Origin of the sequence: Polynucleobacter sp. AM-7D1, from assembly GCF_018688455.1 — a bacterium.
Taxonomy (GTDB): domain Bacteria; phylum Pseudomonadota; class Gammaproteobacteria; order Burkholderiales; family Burkholderiaceae; genus Polynucleobacter.
In genome coordinates, this window is sequence record NZ_CP061319.1 from 1,395,723 (window position 1) to 1,414,652 (window position 18,930).

Here is an 18,930-nt window from a genome sequence, read left to right on the forward strand (position 1 = left end):
CAGTATCCTGAGGTTTAAAGCTTCTTGGCAAAACTGTATTGCGCAAACGCCTGTTCTGCGACATTAAACCACTGCGCTTCCATGTTTCTGAAGACGCGATAGTCTTCAAAGATCTTTTTGAACTGAGGGTTCTTGGCGGATTCCTCAGCGTAGGTTTCTTGGCTAGCCTTAAAGCAGGCATCCATAACTGAGGTATTGAACTTGCGTAATACTGCACCACCCTGAACCAGTCTTTGCAACGCCGGTGGATTCAAGGCATCGTACTTGGCACACATATCAGTGTGAGCCTCAAAACAGGCTGCTTGCCATGCTGCTTGGTATGCTGGCGGCAATGAATCCCATTGCTTCTTATTTACCAAGAATGAGAGGCCCGCTGCGCCCTCCCAAAATGCGGGGTAGTAATAGTTTTTAGCAACCTTGGCAAGGCCTAACTTCTCATCATCATAGGGACCAACAAATTCTGCAGCATCAATCGTACCTTTTTCTAGAGCTGAATAAATTTCACCAGCAGGCAACTGTTGTGGCACTACACCTAGCTTCGCAAGCACTTGACCCGCAAATCCAGCGATACGGAACTTAAGCCCCTTGAGATCTTCTGGCGATTTAATTTCTTTCCGAAACCAGCCACCCATCTGAGTGCCAGTTTGCCCACCCATGAAGTTCACTACGTTGTAACTAGCATAGAGTTCGCGCATCAACTTCATACCATTGCCATGCAACATCCAAGCGGATTGCTGACGCGCTGTCATACCAAAGGGCGCCGCAGTATCAAAAATAAAAGCGCTGTTCTTACCTAAGTAGTAATAGCTGGCAGTATGACCACACTCTACCGTACCATTTTGAACGGCATCCAATACTTGCAAAGCAGGAACTACCTCGCCCGCAGCAAATACTTTGACGTTGAACTTGCCATCAGTTGCTTTGCGCAAGGCGCTAGCAAATACTTCCGGTGTGCCAATTAAAGTATCCAATGATTTAGGAAAGCTCGAGACCAAACGCCAATTCAAGGTTGGCAAACTCTGCGCTATAGACGGAGTAGCTAATGCTGCTGCACCCGCACCAATAGTTGCCTTTTTTAAAAAGGAACGTCTTTGCATCTTCTTCTCCTTCAAAAATATTTTTGCTTTGTGTTGTTGACTCTATTTTTTGTTGTCTGGTGTTTTCAGATTGCGATTACTTTATTTACCGCCAATCGTCATTGATCCAATTAAGATGGAGCCGGTTTCTTTTGTGCCACGAATGAGTGAATCGCTACCAATCATCTGAATATCCATCAGCATATCGCGCAAGTTACTGGCAATCGTAATTCCCTCAACCGGGTACTGGATCTCACCGTTCTCTACCCAATAACCAAAAGCGCCACGAGAGTAATCGCCAGTGACATAGTTCACGCCTTGGCCCATGAGCTCAGTAACTAGGAGGCCCGTACCCATTGCTTCCAAGAGTGCAGGTAATCCACCCTGAGGAGTCTTGCGACTTTGTATTGTCAGGTGATGAGAGCCACCAGCATTGCCCGTAGTTTTCATGCCGAGTTTTCTGGCAGAGTAAGTGGATAAGAAATAGCCTTGCAAGACGCCCTTGTCGACCACTGTTCTTGCCGTCGTCTTTACACCCTCTTCATCAAACGGTGCACTACCAGTCATCGACTTTAGGTGAGGATTCTCAAAGAGGCTAACGTGTTTTGGTAATACTTGCTTACCCAGGCTATCCAATAGAAAACTTGAGCGACGATATAGGGCGCCACCAGAAACAGCCTGCACCAAACCACCTAAAAGTCCAGCCGCCAAGGGTGCCTCAAAAATAACAGGGCAACGGCGAGTCGATAGTGATCTTGCCTTAAGGCGTGAAAGTACGCGCTCTGCTGCGTACTTACCAATCGAAGCTGGATCGGCCAACTCTTCTGGGATGCGCGAACTGGAATACCAATCGTCTCTTTGCATCAGCGACTTCTTGCCACCCTCATTTGCAATCGGTGCACATGAAATATAGTGACGAGAGAATGGATAGCCTCCCATAAATCCATGACTAGTCCCCATCATGAAATGTGCATGATGTGCAGATACTGAAGCTCCATCGCTATTTTGAATTTGCTTACTTACCGCAAAGGCAGCCCCTTCAGCGGTACGTGCAATATCGATTGCGGTTGCTGAATCTAAATCCCATGGATGAAACAAGTCGAGATCCAACGGATGTTTTTCGAGAAGCTCTTTTTCAGCAGGGCCAGCACACAAATCTTCCGCCGTATGTTGAGCGATATGGTACGCAGCCTCAACCGTAGCTTTTAAAGAGTCCTTGGAGAAATCACTTGTACTGGCATTGCCGCGGCGATGCCCCAAGAAGACGGTTACCCCAACCTGTTTATCCAAGCTTTGCTCTATGGTCTCAACCTCACCCTTACGGACGGTAACTGAAAGACCCTGCCCTTCAGAGACCTCTGCTACCGCATCTGAGGCACCCCGCTTTTTGGCATCCGTGAGCATGAAATCAATGATTTCTTGAAACTGGTTTGATGAGTATGTAAACATGTCCTAATAATAGCTAGAATAGAAACATGAAGCATACCGAAGCCTGGAAAAGATCCTCCCCTGACGAAATCAAAATCGGCCTAATCTCGATCTCTGACAGAGCGAGTAAAGGCATTTACACGGATGAAGGGGTTCCCGCCCTCCGAAGCTGGCTAGAAAGCGCCCTCAGCACACCCTGTGTCTTTCATGAGCGCCTGATTGCCGATGAGCGAGAAGTCGTCACTGAAACCATTGTAGAGCTAACCGATGATCTTGGCTGTGATTTAGTCCTCACCACAGGCGGTACAGGCCCATCTCGGAGAGATGTCACCCCTGAGGCCACCATGGATGCCGGAACCCGGGAAATGCCCGGATTTGGCGAGCAAATGCGCCAAATTAGTCTACGCTTTGTACCTACGGCGATTTTGTCCCGACAAACCGCTGTTTTGCGAGAAATCGAGGGGCATACTGCCCTCGTCATTAACTTACCAGGTCAACCCAAATCCATCAAAGAGACGCTCGAAGGACTGAAAGACGCTGAAGGCAAGCCCATTGTGCAGGGTATTTTTGCCTCTGTACCTTACTGTATTGAACTGATTGGTGGCCCCATCATCCAAACCCATGAATCGGTCATTAAAGTCTATCGACCCAAAAGTGCCGTCAAGAAGTAAGGCGTCCTCATGGTTGAATAAAAAAGGGTCTAGTAATAGACCCTTTTTACATTACTCATACCAAGAAGCTGAATTACTCCGGTAAAGGCACGATGAATTTTTCTCGGTAGTACTTGAGCTCTTCAATAGACTCTTCGATATCCGCCAAGGCAGTATGAGCTTGTTTCTTCGTGAAACCCTTTACCAACTCAGGATGCCAGCGCTTACAAAGCTCCTTAAGGGTAGAGACATCGATATTTCGATAATGAAAGAATGCCTCTAGTTTTGGCATGTACTTCGCCATAAAACGGCGATCCTGACCAATCGTATTGCCACACATTGGAGCAATTCCAGGCTTGAGGTATTTCTTCAGAAAAGCGATGCATTCAGCCTCAGCAGTCGCTTCATCCATAGTCGAAGCCTTGACCTTATCAATCAGTCCAGAACGTCCGTGGGTGCCCTTATTCCAAGCATCCATGGCATCTAATAGGGCATCTTCCTGATGAATCACCCAAACAGGGGCTGTGGCAATAGTGTTGAGATGCGCATCGGTGACGATCACGGCGATCTCCAAAATGCGCTCTTTTTCAGGGTCTAGGCCCGACATCTCCATATCCACCCAAATCAGGTGCTCACTGGCTGGCGCCGTCTTAACTGCTGGGATAACTATTTTTTCACTCATATCTATAATCATCTCATGACATTCACAATTGTTTTTCTAATCGCCTTCATCGCCAGCTTTGGTCTACGCCACTGGTTATCCCAACGCCAAATTCGTCACGTCGCCCTCAATCGCGACGCAGTACCCGCTGAGTTTGCCTCCCAGATCTCCTTGGCCGAGCATCAAAAAGCAGCCGACTACACCATCGCCAAACTGCGCCTTGGTATTTTTGAGAATGGTGTCAGCGCGATTATCTTAATCAGCTTCACACTCTTGGGCGGCTTGCAGTTTTTAAATCTCTCTCTTCTGCAGTTATTAGGAGAAGGAATCCCCCAGCAGATCGCTTTGTTGGTCTCTATAGTCCTGATCTCTGGGGTTATTGATCTACCCTTCTCCTGGTACAAGCAGTTTTATCTGGAGGAACGTTTTGGCTTTAATCGCATGAACGCCCGACTATTCTTTAGCGATATGTTCAAGGGCATCAGCGTTGGTGGTGCAATCGGCGTCCCCCTCCTCTGGGTCATTCTGAGTTTGATGGCTCAAGCAGGAGACTTTTGGTGGCTCTGGGCCTGGGGTGTCCTGACTGCCTTCAGCTTGTTAATGCAGTGGATATTTCCAACCTTTATCGCGCCGATCTTTAATAAGTTCGAAGCACTAGAAGAGGGCACACTCAAGACACAAATCGAAGCCTTACTAAATCGATGTGACTTTGCAAGCCAAGGTTTATTTGTGATGGATGGCAGCAAACGTAGCGCACACGGAAATGCATTTTTTGCCGGCATGGGTAAAGCGAAGCGTATTGTCTTTTTTGATACCCTGATTGAGAAACTCAATCCTGGTGAAGTAGAGGCGGTACTGGCTCACGAGCTCGGTCACTATAAGTGCAACCATATTCGTAAACGTCTACTAGTTTCCTTTGCCTTGAGTTTTGTTACCTTTGCTCTATTAGGTTGGGTCAGCACACAACCATGGTTCTACAGCGACCTCGGCGTGACTCCCAATCCAAACGGCTATAACGGCGGCTTGGCTTTAGCACTATTTATGCTGGTATCACCAGTATTTAGTTTTTTCCTCACCCCGCTATCAAGCTTGGCATCACGTAAACATGAATACGAAGCAGATGGTTTTGCTGCAGATAAATCCTCTGCAAATGATTTGATCTCTGCCCTGGTAAAGCTCTATCAAGACAATGCTTCAACTTTGACGCCCGATCCGATCTACACCGCTTTTTATAGCTCACATCCTCCTGCGCCATTGCGCATTGCCAATCTCAAACGTTTTAGCTAAGTAATCTGGAATTGATTTAGTTAATGGAACAATTTCATGCGCTATTGACTGCCTCCTATGGAAGGCATTATTTAGCGCAACGCTTAGCAAAAGATGATCGTGGCAATGAATCTCCTGTCGGTGAATTAATTCAGGTAAGCACGCCAGCAAAGCAGCACATCGGCGCAGTTGGTGATCGCATGTTATTGGAAATGACTTCAGCTGATCAAGCACGCATTATTCGCATCGAGCCACGAGAAAATTTACTCTATCGATCCGATGCTTTTAAAAGCAAACTCATTGCCTCAAATGTTGATCAAATATTAGTCGTGCTAGCTACACAACCTGCTTTCTCACCCGATCTTTTGGGAAGAGCGGTTGTCGCTGCCGAGACCAATCAAATTGGTTTACATATTCTGCTCAACAAGTGCGATCTCAAAGATAACTTAGAACACGCCCGCAAAATCATTGCGCCATATGCGCGTATGGGCTACCCCGTAACAGAGGTATCTGCCAAGTTTGATGAGGCCTCCATTGAGGCATTGCGACCAGCTATCTCCGGCAAGGTATCGGTATTTGTAGGTCAATCCGGTATGGGTAAATCCAGCCTACTCAATGCCTGGGTCCCCAACGCTGCAGCGATTACTCAAGAGTATTCAGTTCGCTTAGATACCGGCAAGCACACCACAACAGCTTGCCGCTACTTTGAGTTGCCCGAGACTTGGGGACGTGATGCTAAGGGCAAATTAGGCGCTTTAATTGATTCACCAGGCTTTCAGGAATTTGGTTTGGCCCATATGTCGGTGAGTGAGCTAGAGCATGCCTTTAGGGAGTTTCATGATCTGCTCGGCAAGTGTCGCTTTCATAACTGTGCCCATCAATCAGAGCCCGATTGTGCGATACGAGAAGCGGTCGACAGAAATGAAATAGCGCCAGAAAGACTGGCGCTATTTAGGCAATTACGTTCTGACTCAAAAACGGCTGATACGCAGATTCAGGGAATTAGCCAAGCCAAAGAGCGATGGTCAGCATTAGCAATAAAGCCATCCAAGCGATAACCAAGCGCCACACCAAGCCAATGGCGGAGCGCATCGTACGCTCATTCGGCTCAAGCCCCACTTCGTAAACAACAGGCTCACCTGCTTCAGCCATGCGCAATGCTTCATCGCTATCGGGCTCGCTCATTGGCTCACCCAAACGAACGCCTAATGCACCACTACCGGATGCCAAGATCACCGCCGATAAAGAGTCGGACCATTTGCCAGTCAGGTGGCGCCATGCGTAGACTGCACCTTCAAAGTTGCCGACGATCGCAAAGCCCATTGCTGTAATACGTGCAGGCACCCAGTCCAATACGTAGAAGAAATGACGCGCTGCTTCACTTAAATTGAAGTCGCCTTTTTCTGACCAACGCTGAGCAGCCGTATCAGCCAAGCGATACAAGACCACACCTGCAGGTCCCATTGGCATTAAGAACCAGAACAACACACCAAACACATGGTGATGTGCGCCAATAATGGCGCGCTCCAGCGCAAGTGAAATAACTTCAGTCTCGGTGAGATTGGAAGTGTCTAATTCGGGGCCGTACCACTCACCTAAGGCTGTATGCGCTGCTGGCAAATCATGGTTTGCAATTGCCTCATGAACCAGCGTAAAGGAGTGGCTAAATTGGCGGAAGCCAAAAAATAAATAGGCGATTATGACGTTCCACACAAATCCCAAAATTGGGAAGCTCACCATAAATACAACATAAATAATGAAGACTAGGAATGTTGGCAGTATGAATGCGACTAGGCAAGCCATACGCGCACCAACTGGACTGGCACCTTCCTCAGTCTTGCCGCCGAATTCGCCGGCAACCCAATCCAACCAGCGAGCACTCATACGCGCGATCCAATGGGTCGAAGTTACTGGGCGATATTGCTCAGCAATAAGGGCGAAGAGAATGGAAAAGAAAGTCATACTTTTAATAAATGATAAAGGTTACGCAACATTCCAGCAGTAGCGCCCCAGATAAAACGATTTTCATAGGGCATTGAATAAAAACGACGGCTACCCTGATCACTCTCCCAGACGCGTACTTGATGATTCGCAGGATCCATTAAAAAATGTAAAGGCACTTCGAACACATCCGCTACTTCAAAAGTATCTAAGACGTATTCTGCCTGAGGTTTTACAAATCCAACAACCGGAGTTACACTATAGCCCGAAACCGTTAAATACTGGGGTAAATGGCCGATGATCTCCACTGCAGCTCGATCAAGTCCAATTTCTTCTTCACTCTCCCTCAAAGCAGTGTCATGAGGGCTAGCATCATCTGGGTCCATGCGACCACCTGGAAAGCTAATTTGACCAGCATGATCATGTAAATGATCGGTTCTTTGCGTTAGTAAAACAGATAAGCCCTCACTCTTCAGCAACAAAGGAATTAAAACTGCTGCCCGAGTAATCTTCCCAGCTGCCTGACGTTTAGCAATAATGTCAGCAGCAATCACCTGGCGATTTTCATCGGTAATCTCTGGCTGCCAAATTGGGGGGCTCTGAAAGCGACTTCTCAAAGCTAATGGATCAAGAATATGCTGAGCTACCTTAGCCTGATCGTGACACACCTTGTGAATCGGAATTGCCTGCGCATCAAAACTCAATGGAGTCGCAGCACTCAATCCTTGATCTTGGGTTTTGGAATCTTGCGTCATTCGTTTATTTTAGGGGAATAAAAAAGGCAGCCTAGGCCGCCTTCTTTTTGGATTAAAGCAAACCTTATTCCGCGGCTGTCTCAGCAACTGCTTTAACTTTGCGTGCAGGAAGTTTTTCTTTAATACGTGCAGACTTACCTGAACGATCACGCAAGTAGTACAACTTCGCGCGACGTACATCACCGCGACGCTTCACTTCAATGCTAGCGATCAATGGTGAGTAAGTTTGGAATGTACGCTCTACACCTTCACCAGATGAAATCTTGCGAACGATAAAGCTGGAATTGAGTCCGCGATTGCGCTTAGCAATCACAACGCCTTCAAAGGCCTGGGTACGCTTACGTGTACCTTCAACTACGTTTACACCAACAACTACTGTATCGCCAGGAGCGAAAGTAGGAAGCACTTTGTTAGCACTTAAGCGAGCAATTTCTTCTTGCTCAATTTTTTCGATCAAATTCATTATTAATCCTTAAACATCTTGTCAGCGTTTAATCCCGAGATTTTCATCAACGGACCAGACAGAGGATGCAGTTAAAACCATTTCACTAAATCAAAACACAAACACTTCATTCAAAACCATAATTACTTACAGCGTTCGAAGAAATTGCTCATCTTCTTTACTTAGCAACCCATTTGCTCTTGCTGATTTAATTAAATCAGGTCTAAGCTTGAACGTCAGCTCTAAAGACTTCTGCCGACGCCAATCCGCTATTTTAGCGTGATGTCCGCCCAAAAGCACGTCTGGTACAGATAAATTTTCATATATTTCAGGGCGGGTGTAGTGTGGATAGTCCAAAAGGCCATTAATAAAGCTATCTTGGACGGCAGATTCCCCATCCCCTAAGGCCCCTGGAATAAGGCGAATAACCGCATCCATCATGGTCATAGCGGGTAATTCACCACCAGAAACCACAAAATCACCCATCGAAAGCTGTAAATCGACATTTCGATCGATAAAACGCTGGTCAACGGCCTCATATCGACCACAAATAAAGGTTAAATTGCCGTAATTGAGGATATCTGTCGCTATCTTCTGAGAAAAGACCTCGCCTTGAGGTGCCAAGAGGCAAATAGGACCAGATTGAATGTTTTGCGCCTGATGAGCCGCTTTAACAGCAAATATCGTATCTTCCAAAGGTTTCGCCATCATCACCATGCCAGGACCGCCACCATAGGCACGATCATCCACAGTTTTACGTGGATCGGAACAATAATCCCGAGGATTCCAGAGGTTGACCTTAGCAAGGCCTTGCTCACAGGCGCGCCCAGTGATGCCCCACTGCGTTAAGGCAGAGAACATTTCAGGAAATAAGGTGACTACATCAAAGCGCATATTGGAAATGGAAGATCAGTTACTTTTTTGAGCTTAGAGCCTACTACCAGTCAAGCTGCCAATCTAGAGTAATGAGTCTATTAGGTAAGTCAACGTTTTGCACCACTTCTTTTACGAAAGGCACTAACTGTTTTACTGTCTTAGTTTCTGGATCGCCAAGAGCAATGATTCCGTGGGCGCCATTATCGTTCACGTCAATCACCTCACCCAGACTCTTGCCTTCGAGATTAATTGCTTTACAACCAATCAGATCGACCCAGTAATAACTATCGCTGCCTGCTTTTGGAAATACTTCGCGTGCAACTAAGATGCGAGTACCTTTTAAAGCCTCGGCCTGATCACGATCGGTGATGCCATCTAAAGCGATCACTACGGTACCGCTATGCATCTTGGCCAGCTTTACCTTGTATAGCTTTAATGAAGCCTGCTCATGAGACGCAGCAACACCCGCACTCCGACGAGGAATGAGAGACAACCAAAGTTCTTTGCTTGATAAGAGGGCTACGGGATCGGAGGAATGAGGGCGAACCTTAATCTGACCCTGTAAGCCTTGAGCGTCCTGAACTGCACCGAGCTCAATCAAATCATCTAGGGAAGGTGTATTCATATTGAAGCCACCTCAACTCCCCAAATAACACTACCAGTAAATTCTGCTACCAAAGACTTCATCATTGAGAGAAAGTCTTTGGATTTGAAGTCTTTAGACTGCAGGATTGTTTTTGATTAAACGAACTACTGTTGGAGAGATCTGCGCGCCAACACCAGTCCAATAGGTCAAACGATCTTGAGCAATACGCATTGCTTGCTCAGTCGCTGCTGCCTGTGGATTGAAGTAACCAATACGCTCGATAAAGTTCGAGTCGCGACGATTGCGCTTGTCAGTAGCCACGATGCTATAAAAAGGGCGCTTCTTTGAACCGCCGCGTGCCAGTCGAATGACGACCATACTTATTCCTTAAAATCTAAAATGAAAACAGGTTGATTACAACCCAGTGAAATTACTAAAAAATCTTGGGCTCCTGCTAACTGAGCAAATTAACAAAACAAATGCACGGTATAGCGGAAAACCTCATATTCTAGACGAAAACCCCTACTTGATCCACCTATTTAAGCGCGCACCCTTTTAGCTTCAACAGTAGAATAGATTGCAAGCAAAGCTAAAATAATTATTAAAATCAATTACTTACAGAATTATTACCATGAAAACTGCTATTTTTAGACCCTCGAGAGGCCCTATAAAGCGCTTTTTTCTGATTCTTTCTTGCCTAGGCTTAAGCTTTTTGACTGCCTGTGCCAATGTCATTCCGCCCTGCAACGCCAAAACCAGCCCTCCCAGCACTGAATTCCGAAACACCAAATGGGAGTTAGTTCGCTGGAATCTCGCACCTAATGCCAGAGGCGAGGTTCGTACCAGACAAATTCCTCAGGGTGACAATAGCAACCCAATCCAAATCATCTTTGATGCCAATGGTGAACGTGTGAGTGGGTCTACAGGATGCAATCGGTTTACTGCTCGCATTACTGAAGATGCCAGAGGCTTTTCGCTTGATCAGATAGCCGCAACAAAGATGGCCTGTACACCACAACGCATGGAGCTAGAGAATGACTTTCTCTATGAATTAAATGATTACCGTTCGATTGTGCGCAATGGCGATCAACTGTTGATGATTGGCGCAGATCGTCAAGTCTTAAGCTTTATGCAAAAAAAGTAATTCACCAAAATAAAATACCCTTTATCGAAATTGAAATTCATCACTGAAAGTCTGAATGAAAAAGTACAAACTCCTATTCTGTTCTCTCGGATTATTTTTCCCAGGTACTGGCTTGAACTGTTTTTATTTGCAGGGACTTAAATCCTTCTGGGGCTGGGCTCAACTCTTTTCGTTTATTGGTGGAATTGCTGGTTGGCTGATTCTCAAAGACTCGCAATTTAATTCTGCGCCTGGTTGGGTTCTCATCACCTTTGGCTTTATCAGCTTCGAGGCGAGCTGGCTAACCACCATAGCTTATGGTTTACGTGCTGACGAAAAGTGGGATGCAGAATTTAATCCAAACATAGATCCGAGCAAAGCCACTAAATCAGGCTGGCCGGTTGTATTAACTGTGATCTTTTCTTTAGTATTTGGCGCTGGCGTCATGATGACCTTCCTCGCCATTGCCTTTGAGCAATTCTTTATTTCACAGCTTCAGGAAGCAAGAAAGCTATCCCAGTAATGCGGATAGCTTTTTGAATGGCGGTGACAGTTTTTTAAATCCTAAAACTGCTCCGCTGTCAGCGCATTAGTGGAATACCCGCCCTCTAGGATCGAGGTTGCTAGAGCTTGAGATTGCGGCAATAGATTTTCCGCAAAGAATCGTGCAGTGGCAATCTTGGCATCATAGAAATTAGGATCACCCGCGCGTAGCTTCTGCGCAGCCAGTAAGGCACGTGCCATTTGCCAGGCACCCAATACCAAGCCACATAAACGCAAGTAAGCAAAGCTACCGGCGTAGACAGCCTTAACATCTGTCTTTGCATTTGCCACAATAAACTCAACAGCAGATTCAAAAGTAATACGTGCCGCGGTTAATTGCTTCAGCACTGCCTTTGCATCTGCGGTGCCACTGCTTGCGAGATCTTTTTCAGTTTGCTGAATTTTTTCAGAGAATAGTTTTGCAGTTGCGCCACCATCACGCACCGTTTTTCTACCAATCAGATCATTTGCCTGAATAGCCGTAGTGCCCTCATAGATTGTCAGAATGCGGGCATCACGATAGTGTTGTGCTGCGCCCGTCTCCTCAATGAATCCCATGCCACCGTGCACTTGCACACCGAGGCTAGCCACCTCAATCGACATTTCAGTTGAGAAACCTTTCACAATCGGCACCAGAAATTCATACACCGCTTGGCTCTGCTTGCGGGTAGCTTCATCAAGGGATGCGTGTTGGGCATCATATGCAGCTGCAGCGTAATACGCCAGGGCTCTAGATGCCTCAATATAGCCGCGCATAGTCATCAGCATCCGCTTCACATCTGGCTGATGAATAATTGCTACAGGACCTGGAGAGCCGGCTAGATCGCGACTCTGTACGCGGTCTTTTGCATACTGCACCGCCTTTTGATAGGCACGCTCTGCAACTGCAATACCCTGCATACCAACTGCAAAGCGAGCTGCATTCATCATTACGAACATGTATTCCAGGCCGCGATTTTCTTCGCCCACTAAATATCCAGTTGCGCCACCATGATCGCCAAACTGTAAAACTGCAGTTGGGCTAGCCTTGATACCAAGCTTGTGTTCAATCGAGACACAGTGAACATCATTACGCTCACCAAGTGAGCCATCTGCATTCACCAAGAACTTCGGCACCACAAATAAAGAAATACCTTTCACACCTTCTGGAGCATCTGGCGTTCTAGCCAATACGAGATGGACAATATTTTTTGCCATGTCGTGCTCACCATAGGTGATGTAGATCTTGGTGCCAAAAATTTTGTATGCGCCATCAGTTTCAGGCACGGCACGAGCACGCACCATTGATAGATCAGAGCCCGCTTGAGGCTCCGTGAGACACATGGAGCCAGTCCACTCCCCAGAAATCATCTTCGGCACATAGCGCTCTTGCAACTCAGGGCTTGCTGCAGTTAACAAGGCCTCAATTGCACCATCGGTCAGCATTGGGCATAAAGCAAACGATAGGCTAGCCGAATGAACCATCTCAAAACATGCAGTTGCAATGAGCTTTGGTAAGCCTTGACCACCAAACTCTGCAGGATGAACAACGCCCTGCCAACCTGCTGCAGCAAATTGCTCAAAAGCATCTTTAAAGCCAGGTGTAGTTGTAACGATGCCATCCTTTAAAGAGCTAGGATTTTGATCACCAGCCCAATTAAGGGGTGCTACAACATCTTGATTGAATTTGGCGGACTCTTCCAAAATTGCTGGGGCTAAATCGACATCAGCTCCAACCTCAGCATAGGAAGGATAAGAAACAACCTGAGATAGCCCCGCTAGTTCGTTCATCACAAATAGCATGTCTTTTACTGGAGCTACATACGGCATAAGTATTCCTATGAATTAGGTGTAAAGATAGTTAAAGGGATATCCTAGCCAAGCAAGTTAGTCAGTTCAGGTACAGCGGTATTTAAGTCAGCAACGAGACCATAATCAGCAACACTAAAGATTGGTGCTTCTGGATCTTTGTTAATCGCTACGATCACCTTAGAGTCCTTCATTCCAGCTAAATGCTGAATAGCGCCAGAGATACCTACTGCAATGTATAACTGTGGAGCAACAATCTTGCCAGTCTGGCCCACTTGGTAATCGTTTGGAACATAACCGGCATCCACTGCAGCGCGCGATGCGCCTAGCGCTGCACCTAACTTATCAGCCAATGGCACAACGATCTCTTGATACTTCTCGCCAGAACCTAAACCACGACCACCGGAAACGATCACTTTGGCGGCAGTCAATTCAGGGCGATCTGACTTAGTGAGCTCACGACCCACAAAAGATGATTTGCCAGAAACCTCAGCAGCCGTTTGCTTTTCTACTGCAGCAGATCCACCACTTGCAGCAACTGGATCAAACCCGGTTGTGCGAACAGTAATCACTTTGACGGGGTCGGTAGATTGCACAGTAGCAATCGCATTACCGGCATAAATCGGGCGCTCAAAGGTATCAGACGAGACAACCTTAGTGATATCCGATAACTGTGCAACATCTAACTTTGCAGCTACCCTTGGCAATACATTCTTACCATTGGCAGTTGCAGGCGCCAAGATGTGGCTATAACCATTAGCAATCGAAAGAATTTGCGCAGCTAAAGGCTCCGCTAGTTGATCGGCTAATGATGCAGAATCTACCTGAATCACTTTACGCACACCAGCAATTTGGGCAGCAGCCGAAGCGGCAGCATCAGCGCCACTACCAGCTACTAATACATCTACCTCAGGGGAGCACTGTAAAGCGGCCGCTACCGCATTGAGCGTGGCTGCCTTTAAGGATCGATTATCGTGTTCAGCAATAACAAGTGCGGCCATTTAAATCACCTTCGCTTCATTTTTAAGTTTATCTACCAAAGCCGCTACATCAGCCACCATCACACCAGCAGAGCGCTTTGGGGGCTCTTCCACTTTGAGAGTTTTAAGGCGTGGAGCAATATCTACGCCAAGATCTTCGGGTTTTATAATTTCCAAAGTCTTTTTCTTCGCCTTCATGATGTTTGGCAAAGTTACATAACGCGGCTCATTTAAACGCAAGTCAGTAGTAATCACCGCGGGCAAAGTAATCGCGATTGTTTCTAAGCCACCATCTACCTCGCGGGTCACACTTGCTTTACCGTCTGCAACTACCACTTTGGAAGCAAAAGTGGCTTGCGGAATATCCATCAAGCTAGCCAACATCTGTCCAGTCTGATTGCTATCGTCATCAATTGCTTGCTTACCCAAAATTACAATCTGCGCTTGTTCTTTTTCAGAAAGGGCTTTCAGAATTTTCGCAACCGCTAATGGCTGCAACTCAGCATCAGTCTCTACCAAGATGGCGCGATCAGCGCCAATTGCTAAGGCGGTGCGCAATGTTTCCTGACACTGCGTTGGGCCAGCAGAAACTACTACTATCTCAGTCGCAACGCCTGACTCCTTGAGTCGAACCGCCTCTTCCACTGCAATCTCATCAAAAGGATTCATACTCATTTTGACGTTCGCCAAATCGACACCAGAGTTATCTGATTTAACTCGAATTTTGACGTTGTAATCAACAACACGCTTTACTGCAACTAAGATTTTCATGCTGAATTCTCTATTTTTGAGTAACTTTTCTATTTTATCCGTCTAACACCAATTAGAGTTAGACGTCGATTGCTGAAGCGGATCCTGCCTGCTTGCGCAATTCAAACTTCTGAATCTTGCCGGTAGAGGTCTTTGGTAGCTCACAGAAAACAATGGCTCTTGGAACCTTAAAGCCAGCCAGATGCTGCTTGCAATGGGCGATGATGTCAGCGGGCGTCACTTCCATGCCCGGCTTGATCTCCAAAAATGCACAAGGTGTCTCGCCCCACTTATCGTCGGGCTTGGCAACTACTGCAGCAGCCATCACTGCTGGATGACGATAGAGAACATCCTCAAGCTCCACAGAGGAAATATTTTCACCGCCAGAAATGATGATGTCCTTGCTACGATCTTTCATCTTGATATAGCCATCAGGGTTCATCACTGCTAAATCACCAGAATGAAACCAGCCTCCCTCAAAGGCCTCTTTAGTTGCCTTCTCATTCTTGAGGTAACCCTTCATGGCGATATTGCCCTTAAACATAATTTCGCCCATGGTCTCACCATCAGCAGGCACAGGCTTAAGAGTCTCAGGATCAAGAACGGCAATTGCTTGTTGCATGTGATAACGAACGCCTTGACGGGCATTAAGTCGAGCCCTCTCACCAATATCTACCTCATTCCACTCATCCTGCTTTACACAAACTGCTGCGGGACCGTAGACCTCAGTTAATCCGTAGACGTGCGTCAAATCAAACCCGAGCTTTTCCATGCCCTCAATAATCGAAGCTGGAGGTGCGGCGCCTGCGATTAAACCCTTCACTCCAGGAGGAACACCCTCCTTTAATTCATCGGGAGCATTGACTAATAGGTTATGCACAATGGGAGCCGCACAGTAATGCGTAACACCATGCTCTTTAATGGCAGCAAAAATATGTTGCGCATCAACGCGACGTAGACAGACATTAATACCTGCACGAGCAGCTATCGTCCAGGGGAAGCACCAACCATTGCAATGGAACATGGGGAGTGTCCAGAGATAAATGGGGTGCTTATTAATATCCCAATCCAAAATATTCGAGACGGCATTAATGGCTGCGCCACGATGGTGATACACCACGCCTTTTGGATTGCCAGTGGTTCCTGAGGTGTAATTGAGGCAAATGGCTTGCCATTCATCGGCAGGGACTTGCCATGCAAACTGGGGGTCCCCCTCAGATAAAAGCTTTTCATAAGTTAGTGTGCCTAACTTTTCACCAGGAACATCAAACTCTTTTTCCTCGACATCAATTACTAAAAACTCACGGCCACTTTCTTTCTTGGCGATCTCAAGGGCTTTTTTCATCACTCCCGAGAATTCGGGATCCACCATCACCACTTTTGCCTCACCATGATTCAACATAAAGGCAACTGACTCTGGATCAAGGCGGGTGTTTAAGGCATTCAATACCGCTCCAGCCATCGGGATTCCGAAGTGCGCCTCAACCATTGGGGGTGTATTAGGCAACATCACGGCAACGGTATCACCCAAGCCAATTCCATGCTTTTGCAGAGCGCTTGCTAGGCGACGACAACGATCATAAGTCTGACTCCAAGTCTGGCGCAGCTTGCCATGAACGATTGCCAAGCGATCTGGATACACCTGGGCCGATCGCTCAAGAAATAATAGTGGGGTAATCGGAGTGAAGTTGGCTGAGTTTCGCTCTAAACCTTGCTCAAAAATATTAGCCATATGCGCCTTAAATATTGGTCTTTTTTTAATCTGAACTTCTAATTTCAATTAGATATCTGCGAGTGCTTTCACATGTGCAACCACGCTGCGGCCTAAAGCAGAAAGGTTATAGCCACCCTCTAGGCAACTGACAATGCGACCTTGAGCATATTGGTTTGCAACCTCTTTAAGCTGCTTAGTCATCCAAGCATAGTCATCCTCTACCAAGCCCATCTGCCCCAAATCATCCTCACGGTGAGCATCAAAGCCTGCAGAGATGATGATGAGCTCTGGCTCAAAGTCTCGTAAACGAGGCAACCACTGCTCTTCCACTATCGAGCGCACCACATCACCACGTGTAGATGCAGGAAGCGGAACATTCACCATATTGTTTGCCCCATCTAAGCCGCTGTAGGGATAAAACGGGTGCTGAAAGAAACTACACATCAGCACATTGGGATCATTAAAAAATGCAGCTTCAGTACCATTGCCATGGTGGACATCAAAGTCAATAATGGCGACACGCTCAATACCATACTGTTCCATCGCATATCGTGCTGCTACGGCAACATTATCAAAAACACAAAATCCCATAGAGCGCGTTGGCTCCGCATGGTGGCCTGGCGGGCGCACCGCACAAAACACGTTTTCAACCTCACCCTTCATTACGGCGTCCACACCGGCGATAGCAGCACCCGCAGCACGCAGAGCGGCACTCCAGGTATGAGGGTTCATAATAGTGTCACCATCGAGCATGAAGTAACCGCTAGCAGGCGAACGCTCTTTAACAAAGGCAATATGATCTGGGCTATGAACTAACTCCAATTGGTCTTCAGTTGCTAATGGCGCATCTAAATGATGCAGAAAACGATCTACACCGCTGCGAATCAGCTGATCATTAATTGCCTGAATGCGCTCTGGGCACTCGGGGTGATGACTACCCATCTCATGCTTTAGAAAGTCTGGATGAGTTATGTATCCTGTTGTCATTACTAGAAATCCTCAATAGCAAAACTATAATTTTTATAATTTAATTAAACCCAGCAGAACATCAAAAACCCACTTTCTTATCCATGAATTTTCGCATCTCCAATCCCACATCAATACTATTTATAACCCTACTGCTAGGGGCATGCTCCAGCATCCCCACTCAGCAAGTTAGCCCTACAGAGACTATCGTAAACCAGTCTGAAGATGTCGCAACAGAAGCCCGTTTTAGCCAAAATCTCAATGAATTAATCGCTCAAATTGCCCAAACCCAAGGAATCCCTCAGGCCAGCCTTGAATTGGGTTTCTCTGATGCTAAAACGATCCCTTCCATACGCAAATTGGTATTACCCCCATCGGGCAGCTTTAAAAAGAATTGGGTCGCCTATCGCAAGCGTTTTATTGAGCCAGTTCGCCTGAAAGCTGGCAAGGTCTTTTGGGAGCAAAACCAGGCATTCTTAAGCAAGGTTGAACAAGAATCAGGCGTCCCAGCTGAAATCATCGTCTCCATTATTGGTATTGAAACCATTTATGGCCGTCAAACTGGTAATTTCCGGGTCAAGGATGCACTTTCTACATTAGCTTTTAGCTACCCAGATACACCCAACAAAGCCAGTCGAGAGCAGCTCTTTAAAGACCAACTGCAAGAACTCATCCTGATGTGCTGGACTGAAGGGGGTGGCAGCTTGCCCGCCAATAATAGTCAGCAAGGATTGAATCAAACTCGCTTTAATGCCTGCCTGAATCAGAACAGCTCCTATGCTGGTGCGATTGGCCTGCCACAGTTCATGCCAAGTAGTATTCGCAGCTTCGCAGTAGATGGCGATGGTGATGGGCGCATTGACCTTAAACAAAGTCCTAAGGATGCTATTGCTAGCGTGGCTAACTTTATGAGAAAGCATGGCTGGCAACCTGGAATGCCGATTTACTTCCCTGTGCAGGAAGGGGCAGTCAGTGAGGCGAGAGCGCTAGCAGATGGAGAGCCACAACTCAAATACTCGGTTCAAGAGCTCATCGCAAAAGGCATCCTCACTAAAGAGCAAGGCTATCTTCAGGCTGGGGGTGTTGAGCCACAAAGCAAGGCCCTCATTGTTGATCTACCTTACCCCGACAAAGATGGTGGTGATCAGGTTCGTTACGTAGTTGGACTTAATAATTTTCTGACGATTGTGCAATACAACCGCAGTTACTTTTACGCACAAAGTGTTGCTGAGTTTGCAGAAGTGCTAGGCTATAAAAATCAAAGTGTCGTTCCCACTACCGCAAGCAAAGCGAAGTCAGAAACAAAGTCAGGGGAGCCGGTCAAATCCAAGCCGAAGAAGCCTGCTAATAAGAAAAAACCGAAGCAGGCTTAATAGCTTAGATTG

The 18,930-nt window shown here is 46.8% G+C and carries 20 protein-coding genes; 6 read left to right on the forward strand and 14 right to left on the reverse strand.

Annotation, left to right across the window (positions count from 1 at the left end; all coding sequences use genetic code 11):
• Positions 1-14 precede the first annotated feature (14 nt).
• On the reverse strand, positions 15-1,097 hold the full coding sequence (locus tag GQ359_RS07340) for a TRAP transporter substrate-binding protein (protein ID WP_215386326.1): 1,083 nt from the start codon (positions 1,095-1,097) through the stop codon (positions 15-17).
• An 81-nt stretch (positions 1,098-1,178) separates the two neighbouring features.
• A complete protein-coding gene (gene pmbA / locus GQ359_RS07345; RefSeq protein ID WP_215386327.1) occupies positions 1,179-2,525 on the reverse strand; it encodes a metalloprotease PmbA in 1,347 nt (448 codons plus the stop codon).
• A gap of 26 nt (positions 2,526-2,551) precedes the next feature.
• Here pmbA and mog point away from each other — a divergent pair, with 26 nt between their 5' ends.
• Complete coding sequence (gene mog, locus GQ359_RS07350; RefSeq protein ID WP_215386329.1) at positions 2,552-3,175, forward strand: molybdopterin adenylyltransferase; 624 nt, start codon at positions 2,552-2,554, stop codon at positions 3,173-3,175.
• A 73-nt stretch (positions 3,176-3,248) separates the two neighbouring features.
• On the opposite strand, the gene orn is transcribed toward mog, so the two are convergent.
• Positions 3,249-3,836: an oligoribonuclease gene (orn, locus tag GQ359_RS07355; protein WP_215301548.1), complete on the reverse strand. Its 588-nt coding sequence runs from the start codon at positions 3,834-3,836 to the stop codon at positions 3,249-3,251.
• Positions 3,837-3,851: 15 nt separating this feature from the next.
• On the opposite strand from orn, the gene GQ359_RS07360 reads away from it, so the two are divergent.
• Together GQ359_RS07360 and rsgA are read left to right on the forward strand one after the other, a co-directional pair.
• Positions 3,852-5,102: a M48 family metallopeptidase gene (locus GQ359_RS07360; protein WP_215386331.1), complete on the forward strand. Its 1,251-nt coding sequence runs from the start codon at positions 3,852-3,854 to the stop codon at positions 5,100-5,102.
• Between the two features lie 23 nt (positions 5,103-5,125).
• Positions 5,126-6,139, forward strand: coding sequence for a ribosome small subunit-dependent GTPase A (gene rsgA / locus GQ359_RS07365; RefSeq protein ID WP_215386333.1), 1,014 nt, complete (start codon positions 5,126-5,128; stop codon positions 6,137-6,139).
• On the opposite strand, the gene GQ359_RS07370 is transcribed toward rsgA, so the two are convergent.
• The 6 genes from GQ359_RS07370 to rpsP all read right to left on the reverse strand — a co-directional run bounded on the left by GQ359_RS07370 (position 6,084) and on the right by rpsP (position 10,059).
• Entirely contained in the window at positions 6,084-7,043 is a 960-nt protein-coding gene (locus GQ359_RS07370; protein WP_215386335.1) for a CobD/CbiB family protein, read from the reverse strand. The two genes, rsgA and GQ359_RS07370, sit on opposite strands and share 56 nt — an antisense overlap.
• On the reverse strand, positions 7,040-7,777 hold the full coding sequence (locus GQ359_RS07375; protein ID WP_215386336.1) for a CoA pyrophosphatase: 738 nt from the start codon (positions 7,775-7,777) through the stop codon (positions 7,040-7,042). The genes GQ359_RS07370 and GQ359_RS07375 overlap by 4 nt, the downstream gene beginning before the upstream one ends.
• Before the next feature lie 64 nt (positions 7,778-7,841).
• Positions 7,842-8,240: a 50S ribosomal protein L19 gene (gene rplS, locus GQ359_RS07380; protein ID WP_114653724.1), complete on the reverse strand. Its 399-nt coding sequence runs from the start codon at positions 8,238-8,240 to the stop codon at positions 7,842-7,844.
• Positions 8,241-8,366: 126 nt separating this feature from the next.
• Positions 8,367-9,113 carry a tRNA (guanosine(37)-N1)-methyltransferase TrmD gene (gene trmD, locus GQ359_RS07385; RefSeq protein ID WP_215386337.1) on the reverse strand — a complete coding sequence of 249 codons (747 nt, stop codon included), beginning with the start codon at positions 9,111-9,113 and terminating at the stop codon, positions 8,367-8,369.
• Between the two features lie 43 nt (positions 9,114-9,156).
• Positions 9,157-9,720, reverse strand: coding sequence for a ribosome maturation factor RimM (gene rimM, locus GQ359_RS07390; RefSeq protein WP_215386338.1), 564 nt, complete (start codon positions 9,718-9,720; stop codon positions 9,157-9,159).
• A 93-nt stretch (positions 9,721-9,813) separates the two neighbouring features.
• Positions 9,814-10,059, reverse strand: coding sequence for a 30S ribosomal protein S16 (rpsP, locus tag GQ359_RS07395; protein WP_011902362.1), 246 nt, complete (start codon positions 10,057-10,059; stop codon positions 9,814-9,816).
• Between the two features lie 253 nt (positions 10,060-10,312).
• On the opposite strand from rpsP, the gene GQ359_RS07400 reads away from it, so the two are divergent.
• On the forward strand, positions 10,313-10,825 hold the full coding sequence (locus GQ359_RS07400) for an META domain-containing protein (protein WP_251367852.1): 513 nt from the start codon (positions 10,313-10,315) through the stop codon (positions 10,823-10,825).
• Between the two features lie 55 nt (positions 10,826-10,880).
• The gene (locus GQ359_RS07405; RefSeq protein ID WP_215301561.1) at positions 10,881-11,327 is read left to right on the forward strand and encodes a hypothetical protein; all 447 of its coding nucleotides are present in this window, start codon (positions 10,881-10,883) and stop codon (positions 11,325-11,327) included.
• 41 nt (positions 11,328-11,368) lie between these two features.
• Here GQ359_RS07405 and GQ359_RS07410 read toward each other — a convergent pair whose 3' ends face one another.
• From GQ359_RS07410 to GQ359_RS07430, 5 genes are read right to left on the reverse strand one after another with little or no spacing between them, the layout of a single operon-like run.
• Positions 11,369-13,156, reverse strand: coding sequence for an acyl-CoA dehydrogenase (locus tag GQ359_RS07410; RefSeq protein ID WP_215386339.1), 1,788 nt, complete (start codon positions 13,154-13,156; stop codon positions 11,369-11,371).
• A 44-nt stretch (positions 13,157-13,200) separates the two neighbouring features.
• Positions 13,201-14,136 carry an electron transfer flavoprotein subunit alpha/FixB family protein gene (locus GQ359_RS07415; RefSeq protein ID WP_215386340.1) on the reverse strand — a complete coding sequence of 312 codons (936 nt, stop codon included), beginning with the start codon at positions 14,134-14,136 and terminating at the stop codon, positions 13,201-13,203.
• On the reverse strand, positions 14,137-14,886 hold the full coding sequence (locus GQ359_RS07420; protein WP_215386342.1) for an electron transfer flavoprotein subunit beta/FixA family protein: 750 nt from the start codon (positions 14,884-14,886) through the stop codon (positions 14,137-14,139).
• A gap of 58 nt (positions 14,887-14,944) precedes the next feature.
• Complete coding sequence (locus GQ359_RS07425) at positions 14,945-16,597, reverse strand: acyl-CoA synthetase (RefSeq protein WP_215301573.1); 1,653 nt, start codon at positions 16,595-16,597, stop codon at positions 14,945-14,947.
• A 48-nt stretch (positions 16,598-16,645) separates the two neighbouring features.
• Positions 16,646-17,566, reverse strand: a complete 921-nt coding sequence (locus tag GQ359_RS07430; protein ID WP_215386343.1) for a histone deacetylase family protein — start codon at positions 17,564-17,566, stop codon at positions 16,646-16,648.
• A gap of 83 nt (positions 17,567-17,649) precedes the next feature.
• Between GQ359_RS07430 and mltB the strand changes: the two genes are divergently transcribed.
• On the forward strand, positions 17,650-18,918 hold the full coding sequence (mltB, locus tag GQ359_RS07435) for a lytic murein transglycosylase B (RefSeq protein WP_215386345.1): 1,269 nt from the start codon (positions 17,650-17,652) through the stop codon (positions 18,916-18,918).
• The last annotated feature ends 12 nt before the right edge of the window (positions 18,919-18,930 follow it).